The 13614-nt window shown below is 65.4% G+C and carries 14 protein-coding genes; 11 read left to right on the top strand and 3 right to left on the bottom strand.

Annotation, left to right across the window (positions count from 1 at the left end; translation table 11 throughout):
* The first annotated feature begins 23 nt into the window (after nucleotides 1-23).
* Together preA and ACVJ6E_RS15725 are read left to right on the top strand one after the other, a co-directional pair.
* Nucleotides 24-1334 (top strand): NAD-dependent dihydropyrimidine dehydrogenase subunit PreA, encoded by a 1311-nt coding sequence (preA, locus tag ACVJ6E_RS15730; protein ID WP_120269791.1) that lies wholly within the window; start codon nucleotides 24-26, stop codon nucleotides 1332-1334.
* Between the two features lie 25 nt (nucleotides 1335-1359).
* The gene (locus ACVJ6E_RS15725) at nucleotides 1360-2289 is read left to right on the top strand and encodes a DMT family transporter (protein WP_158592727.1); all 930 of its coding nucleotides are present in this window, start codon (nucleotides 1360-1362) and stop codon (nucleotides 2287-2289) included.
* Nucleotides 2290-2311: 22 nt separating this feature from the next.
* Here ACVJ6E_RS15725 and ACVJ6E_RS15720 read toward each other — a convergent pair whose 3' ends face one another.
* The 3 genes from ACVJ6E_RS15720 to ACVJ6E_RS15710 form a co-directional block, all read right to left on the bottom strand.
* Nucleotides 2312-3127 (bottom strand): lytic murein transglycosylase, encoded by an 816-nt coding sequence (locus ACVJ6E_RS15720; protein ID WP_120269789.1) that lies wholly within the window; start codon nucleotides 3125-3127, stop codon nucleotides 2312-2314.
* An 80-nt stretch (nucleotides 3128-3207) separates the two neighbouring features.
* Nucleotides 3208-3888 (bottom strand): HTH-type transcriptional regulator RutR, encoded by a 681-nt coding sequence (gene rutR, locus ACVJ6E_RS15715; protein ID WP_120269788.1) that lies wholly within the window; start codon nucleotides 3886-3888, stop codon nucleotides 3208-3210.
* Nucleotides 3889-3919: 31 nt separating this feature from the next.
* Nucleotides 3920-4636 (bottom strand): TetR family transcriptional regulator C-terminal domain-containing protein, encoded by a 717-nt coding sequence (locus tag ACVJ6E_RS15710; protein ID WP_120269787.1) that lies wholly within the window; start codon nucleotides 4634-4636, stop codon nucleotides 3920-3922.
* Between the two features lie 402 nt (nucleotides 4637-5038).
* On the opposite strand from ACVJ6E_RS15710, the gene ACVJ6E_RS15705 reads away from it, so the two are divergent.
* The 9 genes from ACVJ6E_RS15705 to ACVJ6E_RS15665 all read left to right on the top strand — a co-directional run bounded on the left by ACVJ6E_RS15705 (nucleotide 5039) and on the right by ACVJ6E_RS15665 (nucleotide 13607).
* Nucleotides 5039-6550, top strand: coding sequence for a CoA-acylating methylmalonate-semialdehyde dehydrogenase (locus ACVJ6E_RS15705; RefSeq protein WP_067224712.1), 1512 nt, complete (start codon nucleotides 5039-5041; stop codon nucleotides 6548-6550).
* A gap of 43 nt (nucleotides 6551-6593) precedes the next feature.
* Complete coding sequence (locus ACVJ6E_RS15700) at nucleotides 6594-7844, top strand: Zn-dependent hydrolase (RefSeq protein ID WP_097174444.1); 1251 nt, start codon at nucleotides 6594-6596, stop codon at nucleotides 7842-7844.
* Nucleotides 7845-7874: 30 nt separating this feature from the next.
* Nucleotides 7875-8336, top strand: a complete 462-nt coding sequence (locus ACVJ6E_RS15695) for a hypothetical protein (protein WP_147421891.1) — start codon at nucleotides 7875-7877, stop codon at nucleotides 8334-8336.
* Nucleotides 8337-8380: 44 nt separating this feature from the next.
* Nucleotides 8381-9838 (top strand): dihydropyrimidinase, encoded by a 1458-nt coding sequence (gene hydA, locus ACVJ6E_RS15690; protein ID WP_120269786.1) that lies wholly within the window; start codon nucleotides 8381-8383, stop codon nucleotides 9836-9838.
* A gap of 53 nt (nucleotides 9839-9891) precedes the next feature.
* A complete protein-coding gene (locus tag ACVJ6E_RS15685) occupies nucleotides 9892-10467 on the top strand; it encodes a hypothetical protein (protein WP_147421890.1) in 576 nt (191 codons plus the stop codon).
* Nucleotides 10464-11252, top strand: a complete 789-nt coding sequence (locus ACVJ6E_RS15680; protein WP_120269784.1) for an ABC transporter ATP-binding protein — start codon at nucleotides 10464-10466, stop codon at nucleotides 11250-11252. The genes ACVJ6E_RS15685 and ACVJ6E_RS15680 overlap by 4 nt, the downstream gene beginning before the upstream one ends.
* 41 nt (nucleotides 11253-11293) lie before the next feature.
* Nucleotides 11294-11860, top strand: a complete 567-nt coding sequence (locus ACVJ6E_RS15675; protein WP_147421889.1) for a hypothetical protein — start codon at nucleotides 11294-11296, stop codon at nucleotides 11858-11860.
* Nucleotides 11857-12450 (top strand): hypothetical protein, encoded by a 594-nt coding sequence (locus ACVJ6E_RS15670; RefSeq protein WP_120269782.1) that lies wholly within the window; start codon nucleotides 11857-11859, stop codon nucleotides 12448-12450. Before ACVJ6E_RS15675 ends, ACVJ6E_RS15670 begins: the two co-directional genes overlap by 4 nt.
* A 377-nt stretch (nucleotides 12451-12827) precedes the next feature.
* Nucleotides 12828-13607 (top strand): hypothetical protein, encoded by a 780-nt coding sequence (locus tag ACVJ6E_RS15665; RefSeq protein WP_120269781.1) that lies wholly within the window; start codon nucleotides 12828-12830, stop codon nucleotides 13605-13607.
* Nucleotides 13608-13614: the final 7 nt, after the last annotated feature.

The raw sequence follows: 13614 nt of genomic DNA, 5'->3' as shown, positions 1-13614 counted from the left end.
ACATCCGTGGGGAGGATTTTCATATGGCCGATCTTCGCACCAACTTTCTCGGCATCAAGTCGCCGAACCCGTTCTGGCTGGCCTCCGCGCCGCCGACCGACAAGGAATACAACGTCGTCCGCGCCTTCAAGGCGGGCTGGGGCGGCGTCGTCTGGAAGACGCTCGGTGAGGACCCGGCGGTGGTCAATGTCAACGGCCCGCGCTACGGCGCGATCCACGGGCCGGACCGCTCGCTGCTCGGGTTCAACAATATCGAGCTGATCACCGACCGCCCGCTGGAGACGAACCTGCGCGAGATCAAGCAGGTCAAGCGCGACTGGCCGGACCGGGCGCTCGTCGTCTCGCTGATGGTGCCCTGCGAGGAGCAGAACTGGATCGACATCCTGCGCCGCGTCGAGGAGACGGAAGCCGACGGCGTCGAGCTGAACTTCGGCTGCCCGCACGGCATGTCCGAGCGCGGCATGGGCTCGGCCGTCGGCCAGGTGCCCGAATACATCGAGATGGTGACGCGCTGGTGCAAGCAGCACACGCGCATGCCGGTGATCGTCAAGCTGACGCCGAACATCACCGACATCCGCAACCCGGCCCGGGCCGCCCATGCGGGCGGGGCCGACGCGGTGTCCCTGATCAACACGATCAACTCCATCGTCTCGGTCGATCTCGACCAGATGGCCCCCTATCCGACCATCGACGGGCAGGGCGCGCATGGCGGCTATTGCGGCCCGGCGGTCAAGCCGATCGCCCTCAACATGGTCGCCGAGATCGCCCGCGATCCGCAGACCCACGGCCTGCCGATCTCCGGTATCGGCGGCGTGACGACGTGGCGGGACGCGGCCGAGTTCATGGCGCTGGGCGCCGGCACGGTGCAGGTCTGCACCGCGGCGATGACCTACGGCTTCCGCATCGTCGAGGACCTGATCGACGGCCTGTCCGACTGGATGGACGAAAAGGGCTACACCTCGGTCGATGAGGTGGTCGGGCGGGCGGTGCCCAAGGTCACCGACTGGCAGCGGCTCAACCTCAACTACGTGGTCAAGGCGCGCATCGACCAGGATGCCTGCATCAAGTGCGGCCGCTGCCACATCGCCTGCGAGGACACCTCGCACCAGGCGATCACCGCCATGAAGGACGGCTTGCGCCACTTCGAGGTGATCGACGAGGAGTGCGTGGGCTGCAACCTGTGCGTCTCGGTCTGTCCGGTCGAGGACTGCATCACCATGGAGCACATTGCCGAGGGCACGGACCCGCGCACCGGCAAGCCGATCAATCCGAACTATGCCAACTGGACGACCCATCCCAACAACCCGAACCGGGTGCCGGAAGCAGCAGAATGACGATTTGCGAAAGACGGGCGGCGCGGTGACCACCGCTGCCGCCCCTGCGGATGCCGGCGAAACCGGGCGCGCCCACGCGGCGATGCTCGGTTTCGTCTTTCTGGTCTCCACCTCGTTCCCGCTCGGCCATGCGATCACCGGTGCGCTCGACCCGGCGGTGCTGACCGCGCTGCGCTTTTGCATCGCCGCGGCGATCTTTGCCGCCATCGTCACGGCGAAGCGGCAATGGGCGCTGCCGAAGCTGTCGCGCCTGCCAGTCTATCTGCTGATCGCCCTGCTGCTCGACATCTTCTTCGTGACGATGTTCGAGGCCTTGCGGCTGACCAGCGCGCTCAATGCGGGCGCGGTCTTCACCCTGCTTCCCGCCTTCACCGCGCTTGCCGGCCTTGCGCTGCTCGGCCAGCGGATCTCGCGGCGGCAGGTGGTGTGCCTCGGCGTGGGGGCGGCAGGCGCCCTGCTGGTGCTGTTCGGCGACGATCTCACTCGGCTCGCGCGGCTGGAGTTCGGTCCCGGCGAGCGCATCTATCTCTTCGGCGTCGCCGCCTATTCCTTCTATGCTCCCCTGATGCGGCTCTTCAATCGCGGCGAGCCGCTGGAGATCTTCAATTTCTGGATCCTGACCGCCGGCGCGGCGATGCTGCTGGTCTATGGCCGCGCCGAACTGGCGGCGACCGAGTGGGCCGCGGTGCCGCCGCCGGTGCTGCTCGGCATTGCCTATCTGGCGGTGTTTCCGACGGCGACCAGCTTCTTCTGCGCCACCTATGCCAGCCTGCGCCTGCCGGCGGGGCCGGTGATGGCCTACACCTACCTGCTGCCGTCCTTCGTGCTGCTGGAGACGGTGGTGATGGGTGCGCCCTGGCCGGGCGCCTGGACGCTGGCCGGCGTGGCGGTGACGGCGGCAGCGACCTTCGTGCTGCAGCGGGACGGCCGCAACGCGAAGCCGCGGACCGCCTGAGCCGCTGCTTTTTCCGCCGGTCCTACTTCGTCAGCTCGGTGGCGAAATGGGCGATGGTCCGGCGATAGACCTCGGCCCGGTTCCAGTCGCGCAGGACGGCATAGTTGCTGCTGCCGGGCGACCAGTCGCCGCCCTTTTGCCAGCCGTGCTGGCGCAGGAAGTTGGCGGTGGAGGCAAAGACGTCCGCCGGGCTGCGGATCAGGTTCGGCCGGCCGTCGCCGTCGAAATCGACCGCGAAGCGCTCGTAGCTGGAGGCGAGGAACTGGGTCTGACCGATCTCGCCGGCCCAGGCGCCCTTCATCTCGGAAATCCGCATCTGGCCGCGGTCGGCGATGCGCAGGGCGCTCATCAGCTCGTTGGTGAAGAAGGCCGAGCGGCGGCAGTCATAGGCAAGCGCCGACAGGGACGAGAAGATCGGGATGTCGCCCATGAAGCCGCCGAAGCCGGATTCCAGCCCCCAGATCGAGACGATGACCTCCTTCGGAACGCCGTACTTGCGCTCCACCCGGTCGAGCACGACCGCATGCTGCTTCATGCGGCGCTTGCCGATGGCGATGGTCGAGGGCGGGGCGCGGCGGGCCAGGAACTGCTCGAAGGAGAGCTTGAACGATTTCTGGTTGCGGTCGAGACGGATGACCTTGGAGTTGTAGGTCATGCCGCCGAGCGCGGCTTCCACCGTGCGGCTGGAAATGCCGGAGGCCACCGCCTCGCGCTTGAAGCTGGCGAGCCAGTCCGGGAAGCCGGCGGCATTGTTTCCGCATTTCGCGGCCAGCGCGGGTCCGGCCAGCGTCAGCGGGGCGGAAAGCAGAAGGGCGGCGACTACGAGGGCCTTGCGCATGCGGTCTCCCGTTCAGGGCCAAGCAGGGACGGCAAAGCACGTCCCCTGTCGAAAGCAGGATACAGGCGGCAAGGGCAAGATCAAGGCGAACCGGGACGCGGCAGCAGGCCGGCGAAGATAAGATCGGTGAGCGCCTGCAACGCCTGGCGGCGGAAGGCCTCGTCATGGATGCCGCTGCCGGTGATCGCCTCGATCTGCGGGGCGAAGTCGGCATAGGTCTGCGTCGTCGCCCAGATCAGGAAGATGAGGTGGGTGGGATCGACCGGGCGGATGCGCCCGCTCTCGGCCCAGTGGCGCAGCACCTGCGACTTCTCCTCCACCAGGGCTTTCAGCGGGCCTTCCAGCACGTCGCGCATCATCGGTGCGCCCTGCAGCATCTCGTTGGCGAAGAGGCGCGAGGCTTCCGGATAGTCGGCGGAAAAGCGCAGCTTCTGCTCGATATAGGCGGTGAGCTCGGCGCGCGGGTCGCCTTCCGGGTCGAGCGTGCGCAAGGGGGCCAGCCAGCGGTCGAGCAGGTCCGCCAGTACCGCCTTGTAGATCTCCGACTTGGAGCCGAAATAGTAGAGCAGGTTCGACTTCGACATGCCCGCGTCCTCGGCGATCTGGTCGACGCGGGCGCCGCGATAGCCGAAGCGCGAGAAGGTGCCGAGCGCGGCCTCCAGGATGCGGGCGCGGTTCTTCTCCTGGATGCGGGTGCGCGGCGCGCCCTCGCCGTCGGGCTCGCTGCCTCCCGCATTTGCCCGTGTCGGGCCTGCCTCCATCTGCTTTCGTCCCTGTCTGTCGCCGCGCCGGTCAGGCCGCGCCGTTGCTGGCGCCAGCATCGCGCGGCGTGTCGCCGGCGGCAAGCCCGGCCGGCGGGATCGCCCCGATGCCGGTCAGGATGATGCCGGTCACGGTGCGCTTGGCGTCCTCGAACTGCGCGTCGGACAGGGGCTGCCCGCCGTTCAGCGTGTCGATCTGGTGGTTGAAGTCGGCATAGTGCTGGGTGGTCGCCCAGATCATGTAGAGCAGGTATTGCGGATCGACGGGCGCGATCCGGCCGCTGGCGATCCAGCGCTCGATGGCCGCGACCCGCGAGGCGGTCCACTCGGTCAGCGTCGTCTCCAGATAGTCCTGGATCACCGGCGCCTTGTGCAGGATCTCGTTGGCCCAGACCTTGGAGCCCATCGGGTGGGCGCGCGAGACGTCCATCTTCTTGGAGATGTAGGCGGTCAACGCATCGACCGGATCGTCGTTCTCGTCGAACGAGTTCGCCGCCTCCAGCCAGATGTTGAAGATATGCTCGACGACCCGCCGGTAGAGCGCTTCCTTGGTCGGGAAATAATAGTGCAGGTTGGCCTTCGGGATGCCGGCGCGGTCGGCGATCATACCCGTGGTCGCGCCGCGAAACCCGCTCTCGGCGAAGACCTCCTCGGCCGCCTTCAGGATGACGCGCTCGTTCTCCGCCCGGATCGCGCTCTTCTGCGATCCGTCCTGCGCCTTGCCCGATGTCCTGTCTCTGCCGCTCATCTCTCCCGGCCGTCCGCTGCGGTGAGTGCCTATTGGGCAGGCGGGCCAAAAAATTGACCTTGACCGAATGGTCAAGCCTTCCTACGCTCGATTTGACCATTTGGTCAGGTTTTTTGGCTTGGCGCAATGGCAAACAGCGGCGGACCACCGGCGGACATCAAACAGACCGGGGCCGCGCACTTTCCAGATTTCGGCCGGAGCGCGAGGACGCGAAGGCCGCCCGGATGAGACTGTGCATCCGGACGACGGGGAACGGCCGGCGGTGCGACGAGCGCCGCCCGATGCCAGGGGATGACGCTGAGGGTTTGCGGGAAGCTTTGCTCCGCCCCCTGCCCATGCCGGCCGCAATTTGAGACGGACAGGGCGCCCGGGCCGCTACCCGGCCGGGCGAGCGGAGGAAGCATGTCGAAGTCCGGTCTTGCCAGCATCGAGAACGCCATCGGCGGGGCGCGTGTCGTCTCCCGCTCCACCAGGACGCAAGGGGTGTTCAACCCGGCGACCGGCGAGCAGACCGCCGTCCTGCCGCTGTCGAGCGCGGCCGAGGTCGCGGAAGCGATTGCGGCGGCGAAGGCCGCCTTCCCCGCCTGGCGCGACACGCCGCCGCTCAAGCGCGCGCGCATGATGTTCCGCTTCAAGGAGCTGCTCTCCGCCCATGCCGACGACATCGCGAGGGCGATCTCGGCCGAGCACGGCAAGACCCATGACGATGCCCTGGGCGAGGTGGCGCGCGGCATCGAGGTGGTGGAATTCGCCTGCGGCATCCCGCATCTCTTGAAGGGCGAGTTCGCCCGCAATGTCGGCCCGGCCATCGACAGCTATTCCGACCGCCAGCCGCTCGGCGTCGTCGCCGGCATCACCCCGTTCAACTTCCCGGCCATGGTGCCGCTGTGGATGTACCCGATCGCGGTCGCCTGCGGGAACACCTTCGTGCTGAAGCCGTCGGAGCGCGACCCTTCCGCCGTCATGGTGGTCTACGACCTGTTCCGGAAGTCGGGCTTCCCGGACGGGGTGCTCAATGTCGTGCACGGCGACAAGGAAGCGGTCGACGTGCTGCTGACCCATCCCGACGTCAAGGCGGTGTCCTTCGTCGGCTCCACGCCGATTGCCGAATACGTCTACACGACCGGCACCGCGCACGGAAAGCGGGTGCAGGCGCTGGGCGGCGCCAAGAACCACATGATCGTCATGCCGGACGCCGACATGGACCAGGCCGCCGACGCGCTGATGGGCGCGGGCTACGGCTCGGCCGGCGAGCGCTGCATGGCGATCTCCGTCGCCGTTCCCATCGGCGAGGAGACCGCCGACCGGCTGGTGGAAAAGCTGGTACCGCGCGTGCAGGCGCTGAAGATCGGCCCGGCCACCGACCGCGAGGCGGAGATGGGGCCGCTGGTCACAGAGGCGCATATGCGCAAGGTGCTCGGCTATATCGACCAGGGCGTCAAGGAAGGCGCGGACCTTCTGGTCGACGGGCGCGGCTTCTCGCTGCAGGGCTACGAGAACGGCTATTTCGTCGGCGGCACCCTGTTCGACCGGGTGACCCGCGACATGACGATCTACCGCGAGGAGATCTTCGGCCCCGTCCTGTCGGTGGTGCGCGCCAAGGGCTACGAGGAAGCCCTGTCGCTGATCAACGAGCACGAATACGGCAACGGCACCGCGATCTTCACCCGCGACGGCGATGCCGCGCGCGCCTTTGCCGACCGCATCGAGGTGGGCATGGTCGGCATCAACGTGCCGATCCCGGTGCCGGTCGCCTATTTCTCCTTCGGCGGCTGGAAACGGTCGCTGTTCGGGGACCATTCGATCTATGGCGCGGAAGGCGTGCGCTTCAACACGCGCCTGAAGACGGTGACGACGCGCTGGCCGGCCGGTATCAAGGACGGCGCCGTCTATACCTTTCCCAATATGGAGTGAGGCCGGCGCTGCCGGCACAGGATCGACCGAGGGAGTGACCTGAATGACCGCACCGGGCAAGAACCTGCGCATCGACGCCGACCGCCTGTGGGACGCCCTGATGGAGATGGCGAAGATCGGTCCGGGCGTCGCCGGCGGCAACAACCGCCAGTCCCTGACCGATGCCGACAACGAGGGCCGCAAGCTGTTCCAGGCCTGGTGCGAGGCGGCCGGGATGAGCATGGGCGTCGACGCCATGGGCAACATGTTCATGACGCGTCCGGGCACCGATCCCGATGCCCTGCCTGTCTATGTCGGTTCGCATCTCGACACCCAGCCGACGGGCGGCAAATACGACGGCGTGCTCGGCGTGCTCGGCGCGCTGGAGCTGGTGCGCACCCTCAACGACCTCAACATCCGCACGAAGCGGCCCATCGTCGTCACCAACTGGACCAACGAGGAGGGCACGCGTTTTGCCCCCGCCATGCTGGCCTCCGGCGTCTTTGCCGGGGTGCACGATCTGGACTGGGCCTATGAGCGCAAGGACGCGGAGGGGCGCACCGTCGGCGACGAGCTGAAGCGCATCGGCTGGGTCGGCGAGGAAGAGGTCGGCGCGCGCAAGATGCACGCGATGTTCGAGCTGCATATCGAACAGGGGCCGATCCTGGAGGCCGAGGGCAAGGATATCGGCGTCGTCACCCACGGCCAGGGCCTGTGGTGGCTGGAAGTCACCGTGACCGGCAAGGAGAGCCATACCGGCTCGACGCCGATGCCGATGCGCCGCAATGCCGGCCTGGGCATGGCGCGGATGACCGAGCTGGTGCACGAGATCGCGATGAAGCACCAGCCGCGCGCGGTCGGCGCCATCGGCCATTGCGACGTGCATCCCAACTCGCGCAACGTCATTCCCGGCAAGGTGGTCTTCACCGTCGACTTCCGCTCGCCCGATCGCGAGACGCTGGATGCGATGAAGGCGGAGTTCGAGGCGCGCGTGCCGGGCATTGCCGAGGATCTGGGGCTGACGGCGACGGTCGAGGCGGTCGGCCATTTCGACCCTGTGACCTTCGACGAGACCTGCGTCAAGGCGGTACGCAACGCGGCGGAAAAGCTCGGCTACAGCCACATGGACATCATTTCCGGCGCCGGCCACGACGCGTGCTGGGTCAACAAGGTCGCGCCGACGGCGATGATCATGTGCCCCTGCGTCGACGGGCTGTCGCACAACGAGGCCGAGGAGATCACCAGGGAATGGGCGCAGGCCGGTGCCGACGTGCTGCTGCATGCGGTGCTGGAAGCGGCGGAGATCGTGGACTAGGCGGCGGTTGTTCCAGCCGGGGACAGGTGAATGAAGCTTTCGGCAGTGCTTTTCCTCGTTGTTGCGGTCTTCTCGATCTCGCCGATCCTGGCCGCTCCCACGGACCGTGGGCCTGAACCGGTTGACGTCGTGGAGAAGCTTCGGAACCTGGCGGAGGGAGAGTATCTCATAGCTCTTGCTTCGGGATTCTGTCGGGTCGGAAAAGACCTTCATATCGATAATCGTTCATTTGTTCCCGAAATTCGCGAAGACGGGAAGGTTTACGCCAAGATTGTAAGACGTGAAGATAGTTTTTCTGGCCTTGTCGTTGCCGGAAGAGATATGACGACAGTCGACGAGGCCTTTCCATTGATGCGATATGTGAGCCCGGATCGGGAATGCGAGAATATCGGCGGCCTGACGGCGATCGGGGCTGTCGGCATCGATAGGCTGCAGCTGATCGATTATGGCGACAAAGTCGATATGCGCCTGCTTCCGTTCGAGCCGGACTGAAGTTCCAAGTTCAACCTTAACTGACGAATTCCGGAGGATCAGACATGGCCAGCAAAGTGATCAAGGGCGGAACGGTCGTCACGGCCGATCTCACCTATCGGGCGGACGTCAGGATCGACGGCGGCAGGATCATCGAGATCGGACCGGATCTTTCCGGCGACGAGGTGCTCGACGCGACCGGCTGCTACGTGATGCCGGGCGGCATCGACCCGCATGTGCACCTGGAAATGCCGTTCATGGGCACCTATTCCGCCGACGACTTCGAGAGCGGCACGCGCGCCGCCCTTGCCGGCGGCACCACCATGGTGGTGGATTTCTGCCTGCCCTCGCCGGGCCAGTCGCTGCTGGAAGCGCTGACCATGTGGGACAACAAGTCGACGCGGGCCAATTGCGACTACTCCTTCCACATGGCGATCACCTGGTGGGGCGAGCAGGTGTTCAACGACATGGAAGCGGTGGTGCGCGACAAGGGCATCAACAGCTTCAAGCATTTCATGGCCTACAAGGGCGCGCTGATGGTGGACGACGACGAGATGTTCGCCTCGTTCCAGCGCTGTGCCGAGCTCGGCGCGCTGCCCATGGTGCATGCGGAAAACGGCGACGTGGTCGCCCAGCTGCAGACCAAGCTGATGGCCGAAGGCAATGACGGGCCGGAAGCCCATGCCTATTCGCGCCCGGCGGAAGTAGAGGGCGAGGCGACCAACCGTGCCATCATGATCGCCGACATGGCCGGCGTGCCGCTCTACGTGGTGCACACGTCCTGCGAACAGGCGCATGAGGCGATCCGCCGGGCCAAACAGAACGGCATTCGCTGCTACGGCGAGCCGCTGATCCAGCACCTGACGCTGGACGAGAGCGAGTACCGCCATCCCGACTGGGACCATGCGGCGCGACGGGTGATGTCGCCGCCCTTCCGCAACAAGAAGCACCAGGACAGCCTGTGGGCCGGCCTGCAGGCGGGCACGCTGCAGGTGGTGGCGACCGACCACTGCGCCTTCACCACGGAGCAGAAGCGCACCGGGCTCGGCGACTTCACCAAGATCCCCAACGGCACCGGCGGGCTCGAGGATCGCATGCCGATGCTGTGGACCCACGGGGTCGCCACCGGCCGGCTGACGATGAACGAGTTCGTCGCCGTGACCTCGACCAACATCGCCAAGATCCTCAACATGTACCCGAAGAAGGGTGCGATCCTGGTCGGCGCCGATGCCGACCTGGTGGTCTGGGATCCGGAGAAGGAAAAGACGATTTCCGCCGCGACCCAGCAGTCGGCCATCGACTACAATGTGTTCGAGGGCAAGGCGGTGAAGGGCCTGCCGCGCTTCACGCTGACCCGCGGCGAGGTGGCCATCGACGACGGCGCGGTGAAGACGCGCGAGGGGCACGGCAAGTTCGTCGCGCGCCAGCCGTTCCAGGCGGTCAACACGGCGCTGTCGACCTGGAAGGAACTGACCTCGCCGCGCAAGGTGGAGCGCTCGGGCATTCCCCGCAGCGGCGTGTGAGGCGAACGGGCCGGCGCCGATAGGCGGGGCCGGCCGGAATGGGGGAGAACGGCTTGCAGCAGGCTGAGCGGGAACCACCGCCGGACGCCTCGCGGATGGGCGAGGCAGGCTTGGGCGACGGGACAGGACCCGGCGCCGGCTGGCGCACCGCGTTCCGCGAGGCAACGTCCTGGCGTTGGGTCGCTCTCGTCGTCTGCTCTGCGGCGACCTGTGGTCCGCTGTTTCTGCTTTTGTTCATCGTACTGCCGGGTCTGGCAACACGTGGTTTGGGCACAAACACGCTGGGTGAGTTCTTGCTGGGTTTTCTAGGGGTGAGCGCGTTTTTTATAGCGGTTGCCCTGTATTATTCCGTGTGGGGCGTGATCTGCGGGTTCTTCGCATGGCTTCCGACCTATGCGGGTTTGCGCCGGCGTTTTTCCCGACGAAAGGCAGCAATCCTTGCGGCGGCGCCATCCGTTTTCGTTGCTGCAGTTGCCGCTCAACTGGCCATGCTGGCGTTTAAATCGGAACAGTGGTCCGACGTGATCAGTCGCGCAGCCAACAACCTTGTTTTTTCTCTCCCTCTCGCCGCCATTGCCGCTGCGAGCGGCGCCCTGCACGCATCCTGGATCTGGAGAAATCGCGCATGACTGCCCCTGCCAGGGTGATCGACATCGAGAACCTGTCCCTGACTTTCCAGACCAATGACGGTCCGGTCCACGCGCTGTCGGACATCGACCTTGCCATCGGCGAGGGCGATTTCGTCTCGCTGATCGGCCCGTCGGGCTGCGGCAAGACCACGCTGTTGCGGGTGATCGCCGATCTGGAGGCGCCGACCGGCGGCTCGATCAGCGTCAACGGCATGACGCCGTCGCAGGCGCGAGCGAAGCGCGCCTATGGCTATGTCTTCCAGGCCGCCGCGCTCTATCCCTGGCGGACCATCGCCGACAACATCGCCCTGCCGCTGGAGATCATGGGCTTTTCGAAGGGGGAGCGCGAGGAGCGCATCCGCCGCAACATGGAGCTGGTGAACCTTGCCGGCTTCGAGCGCAAGTACCCCTGGCAGCTGTCGGGCGGCATGCAGCAGCGCGCCTCCATCGCCCGCGCCCTGTCCTTCGATCCCGATCTTCTGTTGATGGACGAGCCCTTCGGCGCGCTCGACGAGATCGTCCGCGACCACCTCAACGAGCAGCTGCTGAAACTGTGGGCCAAGACCCGCAAGACGGTGGTCTTCGTCACCCACTCGATCCCGGAGGCGGTGTTCCTGTCGACCAAGATCGTGGTTCTGTGCCCGCGTCCGGGCCGCATCTACGACGTGATCGAGAGCGACCTGCCGCGCGAGCGCACGCTCGACATCCGCGAGACGCCGGAATTCCTGAAGATCGCGCATCGTGTTCGCGAGGGGTTACGGGCGGGGCACAGCTATGACGATTGAGGGCATGCCGGTGCCGGCCAGACCGCAGGAAGAGGCGCTCGATGGGATTTGAGCTTCCGATATCCACCCGGGTGACGGTTCGGCCGGGGCCGCAGGGGCACGTCGTGGTCGTGCAGGCCAGGGCGAGGCTGTGGTCCATGCTGTTCCTGATGGGTTGGTTGGGCATGTGGTCCTTCGCCGGCTTTTCCATCTTCAACATACTCGCGTCCGGCTCGATGAAGCCCGGCCTGTCCATGTTTGTCATGCTCTGGATGGTCCTGTGGGCATTGGGGTGGCTCTACGGTGCTGCGAACCTGCTCTGGATGCTGGCCGGAGAAGAACGGCTGAGCATCTCGAAAACGGAGGTGGTGAAGACCGTCCATACGCCGATCCTCTCGCGAAGCTGGCGCTACGATCCCGCGCACATCGGCAACGTCCGCCGCAACACGGTAGGGCAGCCGATCTTCGGCGCTCAGGCGGCCGACAACCCGCTGGGCAAGTCCGGTGGCGTTGCCTTCGACTACGGCCAGACGACGGTGACCTTCGGCACGTCCATCGACGACGCGGAAGCCAGGCTGATCATGGAGGCGCTCAACGACGGGCTCGGACGCACGGGAGTTGCGGCATGAAGCTTCTTCCCACGCAGGCGGACCTTGCCAGATCCCGGGTGGAAATTTCGCGCGAGGGCGACGAGGTTCGCGTCCGCGTGCCGGCGGTCGATGCGCCGCTGGCGAGGCATGTCGCCTGGTTGGCGCCGCTCTTCTATCTTGGATACCTTGCAACCGGCGGCGCGTTTCTCACAGACGGCAACGTCGATACCCTCATGCTGACGGTCCAGCTCGTCGTGCTGGCCGCGCTGGTGTTTTCGGCTGTGCAGGTCCGGCTTCTGTTCAAGGGCGCGAGCCAGAACGCCATCCTGTCCGACGGGATGGTCCGGTATTTCCGGCAGAACATGACCCGCCACAGTGCGGTCGACATCAAGGCCGCCGAGATCTCCTCGGTTGCGGCGCGCGAAAGCAGCGCTGCCGCCGGGCAGACGGCCGCTCCGACGCGCTACACCGTCGTCGTCGGACGGAACGGCAACGAGACCGAGCTGTTTTCCGGTCTGAACCAGGGGGATGCCGACCAGCTTGCCGCCCTTATCGGCCAGTTCGTTGCCGATGACCGGGCCGGACAGACCGCTCGGGAGGAGTTGCAGGGCGGGGCACAGCCAAGATGACTAGGGGCGCCGGGTCTTCATTTTCGTCTTGGCCTTTTTTCACCTCGCGAAACCGCGAGTTTCGGCCGGCGACACGCATTCTCTTCGAGAAAGAAGCGAATCAATTACGTATCTCACTTCGTAATTCTTACGATTCAAGGTATTTCATTGGATTATTCGTCGCCGTTATTGGCTCTTCTGCAATATCTTATTTGTGTTTTTATGGAGAAAATTGGCTCCAATTTCTATTCTATTCGCTGGCCTTATTGGTCCCCGTACTGAGTGAGGCGCGGCGTGTAATCACATTTCAGCCGCCCGCTCCACTCGTCTCGATGGATCGCCGGACCGTTGTCGCCAGCTCCAGAGGACTCCTGCGTTGGCGCAAGAGGGCACTTCCCTTGCCGGAGGGGGCTGCCGCTGCCGTCGTCGAGATCCCGATGCGGACGTATCGCGGAGTGCCGGTCGGCTCCTCCGAATACGGGGTCAGATTGAAGGTTGGCCAGGAGGCTCTCTCGCTCGTCGACGGGCTGTCCCACCCGGAAGCGATCCTGGTGCGCGATACCTTCGCTGCCGCCTTGCGCCGTCTGCGGCCGGATCTTGCAGCCACTGCCGGTACCGGTCCGGCGGCCGGAGCGTCGCTTCATGACAACTACGCGCAACCGCCCCGGGAAGCAGAGACCCTTGGCGCCGACATCTTGACCGTCAGGTCCGGGTGGAATTTTCGGGGTGTATTCAAGGCAGCTTTCTACGTTTTCGTTACCGTCTTGATTGTCGGGTCTGCGTTTGAGGTGTCTGGCGTGTATGGTTATATTGCAAGAATTGCAGTTTTCTTCGTAGTAATATCGCTCGTATCTTTTTTGCTTTACAGGGAGATCGGTGAAAATATCCGAAAGGATGTGTTGGTTTTCGATGAGGGCAGAGTGGAGATTCGTACCCGAGGTGTTCTGGGTCGGGGGGTGAAGACCTTCGAGGCGCGCGGCATGGACGAGCTTCGAGTTGAAATGGATCAGGGAGAATATGCCTGGCCGGGCGAAGGCCATCTTCCTTCCGTCTTCCATGTTGCCTTCGACCACGCCGAGGAGGCGTTCCAGATCGGCAGCAGGTTGTCCCTCCAGCGAGCAGTGCAGCTGCGGGACGACATTGCCGCCAAGGTGATCCGAGCAAGGAGCGAGGCATGACGGATCT

The sequence above is a fragment of the Stappia sp. G46H5W genome (assembly GCF_058448995.1).
This window is presented reverse-complemented; position numbering and strand designations above follow the sequence as displayed.